This is a genomic window from Streptomyces sp. NPDC048106 (assembly GCF_040706415.1).
Taxonomy (GTDB): domain Bacteria; phylum Actinomycetota; class Actinomycetes; order Streptomycetales; family Streptomycetaceae; genus Streptomyces.
Map to the genome: position 1 here is coordinate 214188 of NZ_JBEZND010000004.1, position 14888 is coordinate 229075.

The window sequence follows — 14888 nt, forward strand, 5'->3', positions numbered from 1 at the left end:
CGGCGGGGAGGGCGCCGTCGCTCGTGGGCGCACCCCCGTCCCCGCCGGCACCGCGGCCGGTCAGCGCCCGAGCCGCGCCTTGGTGTGCCGGGTCGGCTCGGCGGCCGCCGGATCCTCCGGCCAGGGGTGCTTCGGATAACGGCCACGCAGCTCGGCCCGCACGGCCTTGTAGCCGTCCCGCCAGAACGACGCCAGGTCGGCCGTGACGGCGGCGGGCCGCCCGGCGGGGGAGAGCAGGTGCACGAGCAGGGGCACGCCCGCCACGGACGGCGTCTCCCGCAGCCCGAACATCTCCTGGAGCTTGACCGCGAGCACCGGCCGCTCGGGATCCCGGTAATCCACCCGGATCCTGGACCCGCTCGGCACGGCGATCCGCTCGGGCGCCAGCTCGTCCAGCCGTACGGCCTCCCCGCCCGCCCACGGCAGCAGCCGCGTCAGCGCCTGCCCCGCGTCGATCCGCGCGAGGTCGGCCCGCCGCCGGGCCCGGCTCAGCTCCGGCTCCAGCCACCGCTCCGCGCGGGCGTGCAGCGCCTCGTCCGACACGTCCGGCCACGGCTCCCCGAGCCGGGCACGCAGAAACGCCAGCCGCTGCCGCAGCACCTGCGCGTCCGGCGTCCACCGGAGCAGCGCGGGCCCCTCCCGCCGCAGCCCTTCGAGCAGCGCCGCCCGCACCAGCTCCGGCGCGGCGTCCCGCAACGGCCGCACGGCCAGCTCGACGGCCCCGAGCCGCTCGACCCGCCGCGCCACGACCTCCCCGCCGGCCCAGCCCACCTCGTCCCCCTCGACGAGCATCGCCCCGGCGGCCTCCCGGGCCACCTCCTCCCGCACGGCGGCCCCGAGCCGCACCCGGCCCCGCCCCTCCGCGCCGGCCACCCCACCGACCGCCACCACCACCCACGGCACTCCCCGCAGCCCCGACCCCTCGCCCAGCTCGACCCGGCTCCCGGACACCATGAGATACGACCCCCCGTCCCATCGGGCCACCCGCTCCGGGAACGCGAGCGCGGCGACGAGCCCGGCGATCGACTCCTCCCCGGCCTCCGCCTCCGCCGCGACGCCCCCGGCGGACGGGCGGGAGAACTCCGCCGAGAGGCCTCGCAGCCGCCGCACCTCCCTGGCCCACCGCCCCGCGTACCCGTCACCCCCGCGCCGGGCCCGCCGCAACGCGCCGGCGAGATCATCGCCGTACTCCCGCGGCACCTCCTCCGAGAGCAGCGCGACCACCTCGGCCCCCGCCCCGGACGTGTCGAGCAGCGCCCGTCCCAGCCGCGGGTGCAGCCCGAGACGGGAGAGCCGGACCCCGCGCCGCGTCGCCTGCCCCGAGGCGTCCACCGCCCCCACCGCCACCAGCGCCGAGCGCGCCGCCGCCATCGCCCCGCCCGGCGGCGGATCCAGCAGCGCCAGACCCGAGGCGTCGGGATCGCCCCAGCAGGCGGCCTGGAGGGCGAACGACGTCAGGTCGGCCACCTTGATCTCCGGCGCCGGAAACGCCGGCAGCCGGCCGTCCTCGGCCTCGGCCCAGCACCGGTACACCACGCCCGGCGCCTCCCGCCCGGCCCGCCCCGCCCGCTGCCGCCCCGCCGCCCGCGACGCCCGCACCGTCGTCAGCCCGCTGAGCCCGCGCGCATGGTCCACCCGGGGCTCCCGGGCGAGCCCCGAGTCCACCACCACCCGCACCCCGGGCACCGTCAGCGAGGATTCCGCGACCGCCGTCGCCAGCACCACCCGGCGCCGCTCCCCGGGCGCCAGCACCGCGTCCTGGACGGCCGCCGGCGCCCGCCCGTGCACCTGGAGCACATCGACCCCGCCCAGCTCCCCCAGCAGCCCGGCCACCCGCGCGATCTCGCCGACCCCGGGCAGGAAACACAGCACGTCACCGTCCCGCTCGGCCAGCGCCCGCCGCACCACCGACGCCACATGCGCCAGCAGCGCGGGATCCACCCGCATCCCGTGCGGCAGCCGCACCGGGCGCACGGGCGGCGCCCACACCACGTCCACGGGGTGCGCGGTCCCCGCCGCCTCGACCACCGGCGCCCCGCCCAGCAGCCGCGCCCACCCCTCGGCGTCCGTGGTCGCCGACGCGGCCACCAGCCGCAGCTCCGGGCGCAGCGTCTGCCGCACGTCCCACAGGAAGGCCGCCGCCGTGTCGGCGTCCAGGTGCCGCTCATGGCACTCGTCGAGCACGACGACGTCGACCCCCGCCAGCTCCTGATCACGCTGGAGCCGCTGCAGCAGCACCCCCGTGGTCACGACCTCCACCCGCGTGCGCGGCCCCACGGCCCGCTCGCCGCGCACCGTGAAGCCCACGCTCTCGCCGGGCCGCTCACCCAGCAGCCACGCCATCCGCCGCGCCGCCGCGCGTGCCGCGATCCGCCGCGGCTCGGCCACCACGACCCGCCGGGCGGTCCCGTCCCCGACCAGCCCCGCCAGCACCAGCGGCACCAGCGTCGTCTTGCCGGTGCCCGGCGGGGCCACCAGGACGGCGGTGCCGTCGGCCGCGAGGGCGTCGGTCAGGGCGGACAGGGCGGAGCGTACGGGCAGCGCGTCCAGGGCGTCGTAACGGATCACGCCCTCAAGTGTCGTACGACGGCCGCACCGGCCCCGCGCCCCCGGCCTGGACCGGGAGGTTTCAGTCCCGCTCGCACACGAAGACGGCCGTCCCCGGGATCAGGCCGCCCCGCAGCGGGGACCAGCCGCCCCACTCGGAGGTGTTCCAGGCCGGCCACTCCGGCTCCACCAGGTCCACCAGGCGGAAACCGGCGGCCACGATGTCGCGGACCCGGTCGCCGAGCGTCCTGTGGTGCTCCACGTAGACGGCCCGGCCCCGCTCGTCCTGCTCCACGTAGGGCGTGCGGTCGAAGTAGGAGGAGGACACCGACAACCCCTCGGGACCCGGCTCGTCCGGGAACGCCCAGCGGATCGGATGGGTCACCGAGAAGACGAACCGGCCGCCCGGACGCAGCACCCGCCGCACCTCGCGCAGCACCAGACGCGGATCCGCGACGAACGGCAGCGCGCCGTACGCCGAGCACGCCAGGTCGAAGGAGCCGTCCGCGAACGGCAGCGCGCCCGCGTCCGCGCACACCAGCGGAAACGATCCTCCGATGCGCAGCGCGTGCTGGAGCTGGCGGTGCGAGAGGTCCAGCGCCACCGGGTGGGCGCCCTGGGCGGCCAGCCAGCGCGCGCACTGCGCGGCGCCCGCGCCGATCTCCAGGACCTCCTTGCCCTTCAGTTCCTCCGGCGGGCCGAGCAGCTCGGCCTCCACCTCGTCCAGCCCCTCCGGGCCCCACACGAAGCGGTCGTCGCCGAGGAAGGTCCCGTGCTCGACCTGGTACTCGTCCGCGTTGCGGTCCCACCAGCCCCGGCTGGCCCGGCGGCTCTCCGTGACGTCCGCGTCACGGCGGGTGGCTTCGGGCTCGAACCCCTCGGGCTCGGGCCGTTCGGACTCTTGGATGATCGGCTCCCTCGTCGTAATGTGCCGTCCGACCCACCGGACGGCGGTATGCCGGACAAAGGGGTCACACGGCCCTGCCGTGCGGCCCTGTGGGACATTTTCTGCCGGGTATGCGGCGTTCCGTCCCGGGTGTCCGCCTTCGCGCATTGACCCTTTCCGGCTGCCCCCGTATGCTACAAGTTGCGCTGCGGGCCTGCGCTCCTCAGACGTAGCAGGCTGCGCTCGCATCTGTATGTATGTCCCCTCGGTTGTCGAGGCGTCACCGGGCACCCGGTGTCCTGAAAAGGTGGCGCTTCCTTGGCTGTCCGGCTTCTGCAGAGCGAAACGGGCTCCCGGCGTAAGCAGTGCCTACGACTTCAATGTCCGTACCGGAGCCCTTTCCCACATGACGAGCAGCACCGAGACCACCGCCACCACCCCGCAGGTAGCGGTCAACGACATCGGTAACGAGGAAGCCTTCCTCGCCGCGATCGACGAGACGATCAAGTACTTCAACGACGGCGACATCGTCGACGGCGTCATCGTGAAGGTCGACCGGGACGAGGTCCTGCTCGACATCGGTTACAAGACCGAAGGTGTCATCCCGAGCCGCGAGCTCTCGATCAAGCACGACGTCGACCCGAACGAGGTCGTGGCCGTCGGCGACGAGATCGAGGCCCTGGTCCTCCAGAAGGAGGACAAGGAAGGCCGCCTGATCCTCTCGAAGAAGCGCGCCCAGTACGAGCGTGCCTGGGGCACCATCGAGAAGATCAAGGAAGAGGACGGCATCGTCACCGGTACCGTCATCGAGGTCGTCAAGGGTGGTCTCATCCTCGACATCGGCCTCCGTGGCTTCCTGCCGGCCTCCCTGGTCGAGATGCGCCGCGTCCGCGACCTCCAGCCGTACGTCGGCAAGGAGCTCGAGGCCAAGATCATCGAGCTGGACAAGAACCGCAACAACGTGGTCCTGTCCCGCCGTGCCTGGCTGGAGCAGACCCAGTCCGAGGTCCGCCAGACGTTCCTCACGACCCTCCAGAAGGGTCAGGTCCGCTCCGGTGTGGTCTCCTCGATCGTCAACTTCGGTGCCTTCGTGGACCTGGGTGGCGTCGACGGTCTGGTCCACGTCTCCGAGCTGTCCTGGAAGCACATCGACCACCCGTCCGAGGTTGTCGAGGTCGGCCAGGAAGTCACCGTCGAGGTCCTCGACGTCGACATGGACCGCGAGCGCGTCTCCCTGTCGCTGAAGGCGACCCAGGAAGACCCGTGGCAGCAGTTCGCCCGCACCCACCAGATCGGCCAGGTCGTGCCCGGCAAGGTCACGAAGCTGGTTCCGTTCGGTGCGTTCGTCCGCGTGGACGAGGGCATCGAGGGTCTGGTCCACATCTCCGAGCTGGCCGAGCGCCACGTGGAGATCCCGGAGCAGGTCGTCCAGGTCAACGACGAGATCTTCGTCAAGGTCATCGACATCGACCTGGAGCGTCGTCGCATCAGCCTCTCGCTGAAGCAGGCCAACGAGTCCTTCGGCGCCGACCCGTCGGCCGTCGAGTTCGACCCGACCCTGTACGGCATGGCCGCGTCCTACGACGACCAGGGCAACTACATCTACCCCGAGGGCTTCGACCCCGAGACCAACGACTGGCTCGAGGGCTACGAGAAGCAGCGCGAGGAGTGGGAGCGCCAGTACGCCGAGGCGCAGTCCCGCTTCGAGCAGCACCAGCAGCAGGTCATCAAGTCCCGCGAGGCGGACGCCGCTGCCGAGGCCGAGGGCGGCGAGGCCGCGGCTCCGGTCGCGACCGGCGGTTCGTACTCCTCCGAGGGCGCGGACAACTCCGGCGCCCTGGCGTCGGACGAGGCGCTGGCCGCGCTGCGCGAGAAGCTCGCCGGTGGTCAGAGCTGAACCGCAGGCTGCTGAGGCTTAGCAGTTAGCTGCTGAGGGGCCGCACCTTTCGAGGTGCGGCCCCTCAGGGTTTTCTCCGGGTGGCGCGAGTGCCGCCCCGCGGCGCCTGTCCCGGGTCGTCCCTAGTCGGTCACCTGGATGTTGGTCAGGCCCTTGCCACCCGTCACCGTGTTGTCGCCGTAGACCGTCGTCGCGCAGCCGGTGCCGTAGTTGGTGACGTCGACGGCAAGCTGGGTCGGGCCCGTCGCACCGGTCAGCGTCGAACTGTTGTTCCTGAAGACGGTGCCGCAGCCCCAGCCGGGCTGCTGGGTGTGCGTCTGGTAGCCGTCGTTGCTGGTGTGGATGCCGGTGTTGTCCTGGACCAGGACGTCGTTGCCCTTCACGTCGACCCAGGAGTCGTCGTAGTTGGCGCCGGTCAGCCCGCTGCCGTCGAAGGTGTTGCCGACGATCCGGGTACCGGTCGTGCCCTCCTTGACGTCGACGTTCTCGCCGCCCACGGCCGGGCCGATGGTGTTGCCGAGGATCTGGACGCGGTCGCTGTTGTCGGACAGGGTGTTCGCGGTGCCGACGTACACGCCCTCGCCCATGCCGTCGCCGTCCCTCCCGGTGTCGTAGATCCTCGAGTTCCTGATCACGCCGTCCGCGCTGGAGTTCCGGAAGTGCACGCCCTCCATGGCCAGACCGTGCACCGTGACGCCGTCCACGAGCACGCCCTGCGCCGCGTCGATCATGATGCCCTTCTGGCCACCGGTCACGGTCAGCCCGCTGACCGTCCAGTAGGAGGCGCCGTTCAGATGGAGCCCGTAGCCGCCGCTCGCGCTGAGGACGGCCTGGGCGGAGCCGGTGAGGGTGATGCGGGCGGACGCCGTGGCCGGCGTGGTCGCGTTGAAGTTCCCCTGGTAGGTGCCGTCCGCGAGATGGATGGTGGCGCCGGGCTGCGCGTTCGCCAGCGCGGTCTTCAGCTGGGCCGCGGTCGTCACCTCGACGGTCGAGGCGGCCACGGCCGGGCCCGGGGCGGCGAGCAGCGGACCACCGGTGGCGGCGGCCGCGACGAGCAGGGAGGTGAGCGGCATGGGTATGCGCACGGGGGATGCCTTCCTGTCCCAGGGACGAACCGGTACACGAATCGGGGCCGGCATGGTGAACAGCGCACCGTGAAGGTATGAACCAGGTGACGGAGCGTCAAGACGGCCTGCGCGAGATCGCTGATCAGCGGCGTGTCGCGGGAATTCCCCCGCTCCGGGGCGCGTTGTGGAGATGAACAGGAGGAGGAGCGGTCACAGTGCTTGATCCGCAGGGTTTGTACGCATGGGAGCCGAAGGGCCTCGCCGTGGTCGACATGGCACTCGCCCAGGAATCGGCCGGCCTTGTCATGCTCTACCACTTCGACGGATACATCGACGCGGGCGAGACCGGTGACCTCATCGTCAACCGGCTGCTCGACTCACTGCCCCACCAGGTCGTCGCCCGGTTCGACCACGACCGGCTCGTGGACTACCGGGCCCGCCGGCCTCTGCTCACCTTCAAGCGCGACCGCTGGACCGACTACGAGACCCCGGCCATCGAGGTCCACCTCGTCCAGGACACCACCGGCGCCCCCTTCCTGCTGCTGTCGGGGCCCGAGCCGGACGTGGAGTGGGAGCGCTTCTCGACGGCCGTACGGCAGATCGCCGACCGGCTCGGCGTCCGCCTGTCCGTGAACTTCAGCGGCCTGCCCATGGGCGTCCCGCACACCCGCCCCGTGGGCCTCACCCCGCACGGCAACCGCACCGACCTGATCCCCGGCCGCACCAGCCCCTTCGAGGAGGCCCAGGTGCCCGGCAGCGTGGAGCAACTGGTGGAGTACCGCCTCATGCAGGCGGGCCACGACGTCCTGGGCGTCGCCGCGCACGTCCCGCACTACATCGCCCGCTCCCCCTACCCGGACGCCGCCCTGACCGTCCTGGAGGCCATCACCGCCGCCACCGGCCTCGTCCTGCCCGGCATCGCGCACTCCCTGCGCACGGACGCGCGGCGCACCCAGACCGAGATCGACCGGCAGGTCCAGGAGGGCGACGAGGAGCTGACCTCCCTGGTCCAGGGCCTTGAGCACCAGTACGACGCGGCGGCCGGCGCCGAGACCCGGGGCAACATGCTCGCCGAGCCGGTCGAGATCCCGTCCGCCGACGAGATCGGGCGCGAGTTCGAGCGGTTCCTGGCGGAACGCGAGGGAGAGGCCTGACCGGCCAGAGCCAGAGCCAGAGCCAGAGCCAGGGCCCGGGTCCTGCCGTCGCCGGGGACAGGGCCTAAGCTTCCGCTCATGCTGAAAGTTGGCCTGACCGGCGGGATCGGCGCCGGCAAGAGCGAGGTGTCGCGGCTGCTCGTGGAGCATGGAGCCGTGCTGATCGACGCGGACCGCATCGCGCGCGAGGTCGTCGCGCCCGGCACGCCCGGCCTCGCCGCCGTGGCCGAGGCCTTCGGCGCGGACATCCTCACCGAGGACGGCAGCCTGGACCGGCCCCGGCTCGGCTCGATCGTCTTCGCCGACCCGGACAGGCTCGCGGTCCTCAACTCGATCGTGCATCCCCTGGTCGGCGCCCGCTCCCGCGAGCTGGAGGAGGCCGCGGCCCCCGACGACGTGGTGATCCACGACGTGCCCCTGCTCACCGAGAACGGCCTGGCGCCGGTCTACGACCTCGTGATCGTCGTGGACGCGAGCCCCGAGACCCAGCTCGACCGGCTGACCCGGCTGCGCGGCATGACCGAGGAGGACGCCCGCGCCCGGATGGCCGCGCAGGCCACCCGCGAGCAGCGGCACGCGATCGCGGACATCGTGATCGACAACGACGTGCCCCTGGACGCGCTGCGCAAGCGGGTCGACGAGGTCTGGGACGCTCTGGTGCGCCGGACCCACGGCACCTCCGCGGCGGACCGGCCCGCGGAATAGCGGCCCGCGCCGGGGCGTTGAATCCCGGGAACGAGGGAAGGACTCTGCCGTGCCCGAGACCAGCGGTTCCCCCGGACCCAGTCCGGAGACGCATGTCATCGACTTCCGCGCCGCCGAGCAGCTGCTCCACGCGCGGGATCCCAGGGGCGCGGTGAAGCTGCTCGACGGAGTCATCGCCGCGCACCCCGAGAACACCGCGGCCCGGCTGCTGCGCGCGCGTGCCTTCTTCGCCGCCGCGCAACTGCGCCCCGCCGAGCTGGAGTTCACCATCGTTCTGGAACGGGAACCGGACAACGCGTTCGCGCACTTCGCGCTGGCCCGCACGTACGAACGCCAGGGCCGCGCCGACCAGGCCAAGCGGCACTTCCGGCTGGCCGCGGCGCTGGATCCCAACCCCGAGTACCTGAAGGCCGCGCGGTTCGACGGCTGACGCCCCTCAGGGGTGCCGGTGGCGTGGCGGCCGAGGCCAGGAGGGCCCGCGCCGCGGCAGCCGCGGGTAACCACCGGGCCTCTCGTCGTCCGGTGGCCGGTACGGCGGCACGTCGCGGCCCGGCTGGTAGTGCGGGCCCTGCCGGATGTGCCGGACGATCACGGCCATGTCGGCGGTGACGATCAGCAACAGCACCCCGCAGGCGGCCGCCCAGCCGGGGCGCCCGACGAGCGCGAACGCCGCCGTGCCGAAAACCGTCCAGACCAGCCCCCACACGCTCAACCACAACCGCGCCCGCAGAGCACTGCGCGCGGTCGCCGGTTCACTGCCTGTACGCATCGGATCACCACTCCTTCCTGCAACGTACTCTCCGGGACGGCGACGCGCAGCCACGGCGAGCGCCGGGCGTGAGGACGGGTGCCAGCCGGGCGTGAGGCGGGCGTGAGGCGGGCCTGAGGCGGGCCTGAGGCGGGCGTGAGGCGGAGGGGGAGCCCGGGCGTGGGCCGGTGGGGGAGCGCCGTGCTGGGTTCCCCTCCGGCGGCGAATCGCTCGAACGGGTGAACTGCGATCGAACGGGAACGGGAGGGCGAGGGCGAGCCGTTCTCCGGGCATGACGATCGAGATGCGTGAGGGATACGAGGGCACGGGCACCGGCGCGATCACCCCGGACGGCTGCGCGGTGGAGGTCTACACGCGCCTGCCGGCCGGGCCGGAGCCGGACATCATCGCCGCGGCGGTACCGGCCGGGGCGCACATCCTGGAACTGGGCAGCGGCGTGGGCCGGATGACCCACCCCCTGCTCGAGCGCGGCTTCACGGTCACCGCGGTGGACGAGTCCGCCGACATGCTGGCCCGGATCCACGGGGCCCGCACCATATGCGCCCCGATCGAGGAACTGGACCTGGGCGACGAGAAGTTCGACGTGGTGCTGCTCGCCTCGTTCCTCGTCCACGCCGGCGACGAGGAGGTGCGCCGGGGTCTGCTGCGCACCTGCGCCCGCCATGTGGCCGAGGGCGGCCGTGTGCTGATCCAGCGGGAGGGCGCGGACTACCACACCAGTGTGCCGAGAGAACGGGTCGACCCGGCCGGCTTCACCGTCCGCATCGCCTCGGTGACCCCGGTCGGAGACGGAGTGGACTCCGTCCACGTCGAGTACGTCTTCCCGGACGGCACCTGGACCCAGACCTTCCTCGCCCGGCCCCTGACGAAGGAACAGTTCGAATCGGCGCTGGCCGAGGCGGGACTGGAGGTGGACGCGTACCTGACCCCGGACGAGACGTGGGTACGGGCCGTGCGGACGCGGTAGGCGTCACGCGGACGCCGTGCACGGGGCCGGTCAGCCTCGCGTCACCGTCACCGTTACCGTCACCGTCCCCGAGGCCGGCCCTCCGGCCCGCTCAGGCCGCCGCCGAACCCCGGCGGCGTGACGCCGCGGAGCCGCTCCAGCTCCCGGCGGTCGCGCTTGGTGGGGCGGCCGGTGCCCCGGTCGCGGAGGCCGACGGGGGCGATGGCCTCGCGGGGCGGGGGCGGCGGGGAGTTGTCGATGTAGCACTGCACGGCCACGGGCGCACCGACCCGCTTGCGGATGAGGCGCTTGACGATCACCACCCGCTCCCGGCCCTCGTTCCGCAGGCGTACCTCGTCGCCCACCCGCACCGAGTACGCCGGCTTCACCCGCTCACCGTTCACATGCACATGCCCACCCCGGCAGGCGGCGGCACCCTGGGAACGCGTCTTGATCAGCCGTACGGCCCAGATCCAGCTGTCGATCCGGACCGTCTCACCGCTGCCCGGCCCCGCGGCCGCGGCGGCGGCCACCGCGGCGGCGACCTCGGGATCCACCGGCCCGCCGGCCGCGGAACCGGCGCCCTCGGAGCCCTCGGCGGGACCCGTCCCGGCCGGCCCGCCGGTGCCACGGTTCACGTTCTCGTCCGCATCCTCGGAAGCCATGTCCCGACCCTAACTCCCCGGGCCGGGCGACCAGGACACGTTTTCCGCGGGCCCACGGGGAAGGGGGCGCCGCTCCCGGGACGGATCACGGAGAGGCCGGTCACGGGCATGGGCGGCGGCGCCCTGGGCATACGGTGGCCCTATGGAGGAGAGCAGCCCCCTTGCGCGGCTGGACCGGCGGGTCACGGGCTGCCGGGCCTGCCCCCGGCTGGTGGAGTGGCGCGAGGAGGTGGCGCGGGCCAAACGGGCCGCGTTCGCGGACTGGACGTACTGGGGCCGTCCGGTACCCGGCTTCGGACCCGCCGACGCCCGGCTGCTGATCATCGGCCTGGCTCCGGCCGCGCACGGCGGCAACCGCACCGGACGCATGTTCACCGGCGACCGCTCCGGCGACGTGCTGTACCAGGCGCTGTACGACATCGGGCTCGCCAGCCGGCCCGCCTCGGTCGGCATCGACGACGGCCTGGAGCTGTACGGGGTCCGGGTCACCGCCCCCGTGCACTGCGCGCCGCCCGCCAACAAGCCGACCCCCGGCGAGCGCGACACCTGCCGCCCCTGGCTGGTCCAGGAGCTGCGGCTGCTGCGCCCGACGCTGCGCGCCGTGGTGATCCTCGGCGCCTTCGGCTGGCAGGCGGCACTGCCCGCGTTCACCGAGGCCGGCTGGACCGTGCCCCGCCCCCGTCCGGCCTTCGCGCACGGCACCCGCGTCGCCCTCGACGGCCTGGACCTCTTCGGCTGCTTCCACGTCAGCCAGCGCAACACCTTCACCGGCCGGCTCACCCCGGAGATGCTGCGGGAGGTACTGAGCACGGCGGCACGAACGGCCGGGCTACCGGTGCCCTGACCCGCCGCCTCGCCCGTCTCCCGTCGCCCCTTGCCCCTGGCGCCCCGGTGCGCCGAAGCGCGAGGGGCTCACGGCCGCCAGACGTACCGCACATCCGGCTCCCGCTCCTCGTTGCCACTGCCGTCCGTGGACTCGGCGACGGTGAAACCATGGCGTTCGTAGAAGCGGTGCGCGGGCCGGTTGACCTGGAAGGTCCACAGAGCCAGCCCCTCGGGACTGCGTTCCTTGGCCAGCGCGACGAACCGGTCCCCGAGCCCCCGCCCCCGCCACCGCGGCTCCAGATAAAGCTGGGACAGCAGCGGCCCGGAGAGCACCATCACCCCGACGATCCGCCCCCCGGCCGCCTCCGCCACCCAGGTCTCCCGCGACGGCACGACGACGTCCCGGAAGTAGTCGCGGACCTCGTCGTCGGTGCGCGGGCGGACGACCGAGGGCAGCGCGGCGGTGAAGGAGCGCAGCCAGACATCGGCGGCGGCCCGCGCGTCGTCGGCCCGCGCCCGCCGGAGGACGACGCCGGTCACCGCCGTACCCCTTCGGTTCCCCCGATCCCTTCGTGCTCCCCTGCGCGCTCGCCTTCGCGCTCCGGGCCGTCCGGCACCACCGCCGTCGCCGTGATCTCCACCAGCTGCCCGGTGTACCCGAGGCAGGCGACCCCGAGCAGGGTGGAGGAGTGCGGTCCCCGGCTCAGCCCCGAGTCCTCCACGACCTCCCACACCGCGGACAGCGCCGAGGGCTCGCCGCTCACGACGTACACCTCCGTGGTGAGCACATGCGCCAGGTCGGAGCCCACGGCACGCAGCTGCTCCCGCAGATTGGCGATCACCTGCTCGGCCTGGCGGACCGGATCGCCCGGACCGACGATCTCACCGTGCTCGTCGAGCGGTACGGCCCCGGCGAGGAACGCGAGCTTGGTGCCCGCCTGGACGACGGAGGCGTGGGAGTAGGTGGGCGGCGGGAAGAGGGTGGGAACGGTGACACGCTGGATCACGGGACTGCTCCTCGACGGTCAGTGGACAACCTCCCGATCATCGGCCCCGCCGCCCGCCCACGCACCCCAATTTCCGGGCGTGGCAAGGAGCATGGGGGAAATCCGGGAGCGTACCGGACGGGCATGACGCAGGCTGGTCCCATGCCTCGTCACCCCGGCCCCGGCTTCCTCCCGGACCCCGACCCCGACTCCGACCCCGACTCCGACCCCGACTTCGGCTTCCTCTCCGCCACCGCCGACCGGCTGGCCGCGCTCCCCACCGTCCGCGCGGTGGCCCTCGGCGGCTCCCGGGCCCAGGGCACCCAACGCCCGGACAGCGACTGGGACCTGGCCGTCTACTACCGCGGCCCCTTCGACCCGGCCGACCTGCGCGCCCTCGGCTGGCCCGGCGAGGTCTCCGAAGTCGGCGGCTGGGGCGGCGGCGTCTTCAACGGCGGCGCCTGGCTGACCATCGACGGACGCCGCGTCGATGTGCACTACCGCGATCTGGACGTCGTGGAACACGAGCTGGCCGAGACGGAACAGGGACGGTTCAGGGTGGAGCCGCTGCTGTTCCATCTCGCCGGCATCCCCACCTACCTGATCGTCGCCGAACTCGCCCTCAACCAGGTGCTCCGCGGCGAAACGCCCCGCCCCGCCGGCTACCCCGAGCGGCTGCGCCGTACCGCCGCCGCACGCTGGGGCGGCAGCGCCCGCGCCACCCTCGGCTACGCCCGGACCAACCACGTGCCCCAGGGTCGCCTCACCGAGACCGCCGGGGCCCTCGCCACCGCCGCGGCCCAGGCGGCCCACGCGGTGCTCGCGGCCCGCGGCGAATGGGTCACCAACGAGAAGCGGCTGCTGGAGCGGGCCGGGCTGCGGGAGTTCGACGAGGTGACGGGCCGGCTGCGGGCCACGCCCGACGCCCTGGTCGCGGCCGTCACGAGGGCCGAGGAGATCGTCACCCGGGCACTGCCCCCCTCTTCGTGAAGCAGGCCGTCGCAAACCGTCCGGTGGAAAGTCCCCGCATCGGCGATGAGTTCCGCCTCCCGCACCGGTCTCCACCCCGGACCGACCGTCGGACAGGAGGACCCATGTCGCTACCGGAGATCGTCTCGCGCGAGCAATGGCGCGCCGCGCGCGAGGAGTTGCGGCGCAGGGAGGAGGCGGTCAGACGGGCGCGCGAGGACCTCGGCGCCGAGCGGCGGCGGCTGCCCATGGTCGAGGTCGACCCCGGATACCTCTTCGAGGGCGGCGACGGCAAGGCCACCCTCCTCGACCTTTTCGAGGGGCGCTCCCAGCTCGTCGTCCACCACTTCATGTTCGCCCCCGACTGGGAGACCGGCTGCCCGTGCTGCGCCGCCTTCCTGGACCAGGTCGGCCACCTCGCCCATCTGCGCGCCCGCGACACCTCGTTCGCCGCCGTCTCCCGGGCGCCGTTCACTCGCATCCTGCCGTTCAAGGCGCGGATGGGCTGGGCGGTGCCCTGGTACTCCGCGTCGCCGGGCGACTTCAACGACGACTTCGAGGCGACCGTGCGGGACGGCGGCGAACCGGTCGAGCGACCGGGCCTGAGCTGTTTCCTGCGCGACGGCGAGCGGGTCTTCCACACCTACTCGGTCTACGACGCGGACCTGGACGAACTGGCGACCACCGCCGCCCTCCTCGACCTGACCGCCCTCGGCCGCCGCCCCGCCGGCAGCGAGGGGCTCCGCCTGCACGACGAGTACGACTACTGAAGCGGGCGAATCATCACGGTGCCCGCCCGCGGGACCTACATGGTGACGGTGCGCGACCAGTCCGGCGTCGTGCCCGTCGCCCGGCACAGGGCCAGGTAGAGGGGGATCGGCGGGGTGTACGGGGCCGTGCCCCCGGGGCGGTGGATCAGCCGGGCGGTGCCCCTGACCAGGGCGCCCGGGGCGTACTGGGCGGGCTCCGGCCACGGCAGGGCGTAGTCCGAGTCCGACGGGACGAGCCACCACCAGTGGGCGTCGTCGGCGTACACGCAGCCCAGCCGCGGCAGCCGGGACACGACGAGCGGCCCGAGCCGGTCGGGCACCCCCACCGCGTCACAGCCGAGCGGCACCGTCATGCCCTCCGGTACCTGGAGCCGGTGGAGCGGGTCCGCGGCCGGACGCAGGCGCTGCAGACGCACCAAGGTGTCCATCCCCATCGCCCGCTCGGACCCGGCGGCCTCGGAGCGGACGTCCAGGCGCCTGCCGGCACCCCGGGCGCCGTGCCTCCCGCCGCCCACCGCGCCGGTCACGGCAGCTCCCGGCCGAGGTGCTGCCCGGGGGCCCGGAACCCATGGCGGTCCGGGACGCCGTACCGCTCCTGGGCCCCGTGCCACCGGTGATCCGGGGTTCGGAGCGGGGGACGGCCGGATGCCTCGTACCCGGGGTGCTGTCCCGGCACCCGGTGCGCGGGCTGTTCGAGCGGGC

Annotated in this window: 16 protein-coding genes; 8 read left to right on the plus strand and 8 right to left on the minus strand. The window is 73.5% G+C overall.

All coding sequences use genetic code 11. From position 1 onward, the window contains the following. Positions 1-60 precede the first annotated feature (60 nt). Positions 61-2568, minus strand: a complete 2508-nt coding sequence (hrpB, locus tag AB0927_RS05660) for an ATP-dependent helicase HrpB (protein WP_366666251.1) — start codon at positions 2566-2568, stop codon at positions 61-63. Between the two features lie 61 nt (positions 2569-2629). Beyond that, positions 2630-3601 (minus strand): class I SAM-dependent methyltransferase, encoded by a 972-nt coding sequence (locus AB0927_RS05665; protein WP_366666252.1) that lies wholly within the window; start codon positions 3599-3601, stop codon positions 2630-2632. Between the two features lie 238 nt (positions 3602-3839). On the opposite strand from AB0927_RS05665, the gene rpsA reads away from it, so the two are divergent. Then, positions 3840-5330, plus strand: a complete 1491-nt coding sequence (gene rpsA, locus AB0927_RS05670) for a 30S ribosomal protein S1 (RefSeq protein WP_366666253.1) — start codon at positions 3840-3842, stop codon at positions 5328-5330. Positions 5331-5452: 122 nt separating this feature from the next. Here rpsA and AB0927_RS05675 read toward each other — a convergent pair whose 3' ends face one another. Beyond that, positions 5453-6415, minus strand: a complete 963-nt coding sequence (locus AB0927_RS05675; RefSeq protein ID WP_366666254.1) for a right-handed parallel beta-helix repeat-containing protein — start codon at positions 6413-6415, stop codon at positions 5453-5455. A 197-nt stretch (positions 6416-6612) separates the two neighbouring features. On the opposite strand from AB0927_RS05675, the gene AB0927_RS05680 reads away from it, so the two are divergent. The 3 genes from AB0927_RS05680 to AB0927_RS05690 all read left to right on the plus strand — a co-directional run bounded on the left by AB0927_RS05680 (position 6613) and on the right by AB0927_RS05690 (position 8686). Beyond that, positions 6613-7551 (plus strand): PAC2 family protein, encoded by a 939-nt coding sequence (locus AB0927_RS05680; protein WP_366666255.1) that lies wholly within the window; start codon positions 6613-6615, stop codon positions 7549-7551. 78 nt (positions 7552-7629) lie between these two features. Then, a complete protein-coding gene (gene coaE, locus AB0927_RS05685; RefSeq protein ID WP_366666256.1) occupies positions 7630-8256 on the plus strand; it encodes a dephospho-CoA kinase in 627 nt (208 codons plus the stop codon). Positions 8257-8305: 49 nt separating this feature from the next. Continuing rightward, positions 8306-8686 carry a tetratricopeptide repeat protein gene (locus AB0927_RS05690; RefSeq protein ID WP_366666257.1) on the plus strand — a complete coding sequence of 127 codons (381 nt, stop codon included), beginning with the start codon at positions 8306-8308 and terminating at the stop codon, positions 8684-8686. A gap of 6 nt (positions 8687-8692) precedes the next feature. On the opposite strand, the gene AB0927_RS05695 is transcribed toward AB0927_RS05690, so the two are convergent. Then, a complete protein-coding gene (locus tag AB0927_RS05695) occupies positions 8693-9025 on the minus strand; it encodes a DUF6343 family protein (protein ID WP_366666258.1) in 333 nt (110 codons plus the stop codon). Between the two features lie 271 nt (positions 9026-9296). Between AB0927_RS05695 and AB0927_RS05700 the strand changes: the two genes are divergently transcribed. Further along, positions 9297-9992, plus strand: coding sequence for a class I SAM-dependent methyltransferase (locus tag AB0927_RS05700; protein ID WP_366666259.1), 696 nt, complete (start codon positions 9297-9299; stop codon positions 9990-9992). A 59-nt stretch (positions 9993-10051) separates the two neighbouring features. Here the strand turns inward: AB0927_RS05700 and AB0927_RS05705 are convergent, their stop codons facing one another. Further along, positions 10052-10636, minus strand: coding sequence for an RNA-binding S4 domain-containing protein (locus tag AB0927_RS05705; RefSeq protein WP_366666260.1), 585 nt, complete (start codon positions 10634-10636; stop codon positions 10052-10054). A gap of 142 nt (positions 10637-10778) precedes the next feature. Here AB0927_RS05705 and AB0927_RS05710 point away from each other — a divergent pair, with 142 nt between their 5' ends. Further along, positions 10779-11480, plus strand: a complete 702-nt coding sequence (locus AB0927_RS05710; protein ID WP_366666261.1) for a uracil-DNA glycosylase — start codon at positions 10779-10781, stop codon at positions 11478-11480. Positions 11481-11548: 68 nt separating this feature from the next. On the opposite strand, the gene AB0927_RS05715 is transcribed toward AB0927_RS05710, so the two are convergent. Both AB0927_RS05715 and AB0927_RS05720 read right to left on the minus strand, forming a co-directional pair. After that, positions 11549-12001, minus strand: coding sequence for a GNAT family N-acetyltransferase (locus AB0927_RS05715; RefSeq protein ID WP_366666262.1), 453 nt, complete (start codon positions 11999-12001; stop codon positions 11549-11551). Continuing rightward, entirely contained in the window at positions 11998-12468 is a 471-nt protein-coding gene (locus AB0927_RS05720; protein ID WP_366666263.1) for a RidA family protein, read from the minus strand. The genes AB0927_RS05715 and AB0927_RS05720 overlap by 4 nt, the downstream gene beginning before the upstream one ends. 141 nt (positions 12469-12609) lie before the next feature. On the opposite strand from AB0927_RS05720, the gene AB0927_RS05725 reads away from it, so the two are divergent. Both AB0927_RS05725 and AB0927_RS05730 read left to right on the plus strand, forming a co-directional pair. Beyond that, positions 12610-13437, plus strand: coding sequence for a nucleotidyltransferase domain-containing protein (locus AB0927_RS05725; RefSeq protein ID WP_366666264.1), 828 nt, complete (start codon positions 12610-12612; stop codon positions 13435-13437). A gap of 104 nt (positions 13438-13541) precedes the next feature. Next, positions 13542-14186, plus strand: a complete 645-nt coding sequence (locus AB0927_RS05730; RefSeq protein WP_366666265.1) for a DUF899 domain-containing protein — start codon at positions 13542-13544, stop codon at positions 14184-14186. Between the two features lie 35 nt (positions 14187-14221). On the opposite strand, the gene AB0927_RS05735 is transcribed toward AB0927_RS05730, so the two are convergent. Continuing rightward, complete coding sequence (locus AB0927_RS05735) at positions 14222-14620, minus strand: hypothetical protein (protein WP_366666360.1); 399 nt, start codon at positions 14618-14620, stop codon at positions 14222-14224. Between the last annotated feature and the right edge of the window lie 268 nt (positions 14621-14888).

Coding starts and splice junctions, on each gene's coding strand:
- AB0927_RS05665 (WP_366666252.1), bottom strand. CDS start 3,601: ATGCGCGAAGGCGGACACCCGGGACGGAACGCCGCATACCCGGCAGAA.
- AB0927_RS05705 (WP_366666260.1), bottom strand. CDS start 10,636: ATGGCTTCCGAGGATGCGGACGAGAACGTGAACCGTGGCACCGGCGGG.
- AB0927_RS05725 (WP_366666264.1), top strand. CDS start 12,610: ATGCCTCGTCACCCCGGCCCCGGCTTCCTCCCGGACCCCGACCCCGAC.
- AB0927_RS05735 (WP_366666360.1), bottom strand. CDS start 14,620: ATGGGGATGGACACCTTGGTGCGTCTGCAGCGCCTGCGTCCGGCCGCG.
- rpsA (WP_366666253.1), top strand. CDS start 3,840: ATGACGAGCAGCACCGAGACCACCGCCACCACCCCGCAGGTAGCGGTC.
- AB0927_RS05710 (WP_366666261.1), top strand. CDS start 10,779: ATGGAGGAGAGCAGCCCCCTTGCGCGGCTGGACCGGCGGGTCACGGGC.
- AB0927_RS05695 (WP_366666258.1), bottom strand. CDS start 9,025: ATGCGTACAGGCAGTGAACCGGCGACCGCGCGCAGTGCTCTGCGGGCG.
- AB0927_RS05730 (WP_366666265.1), top strand. CDS start 13,542: ATGTCGCTACCGGAGATCGTCTCGCGCGAGCAATGGCGCGCCGCGCGC.
- coaE (WP_366666256.1), top strand. CDS start 7,630: ATGCTGAAAGTTGGCCTGACCGGCGGGATCGGCGCCGGCAAGAGCGAG.
- AB0927_RS05700 (WP_366666259.1), top strand. CDS start 9,297: ATGACGATCGAGATGCGTGAGGGATACGAGGGCACGGGCACCGGCGCG.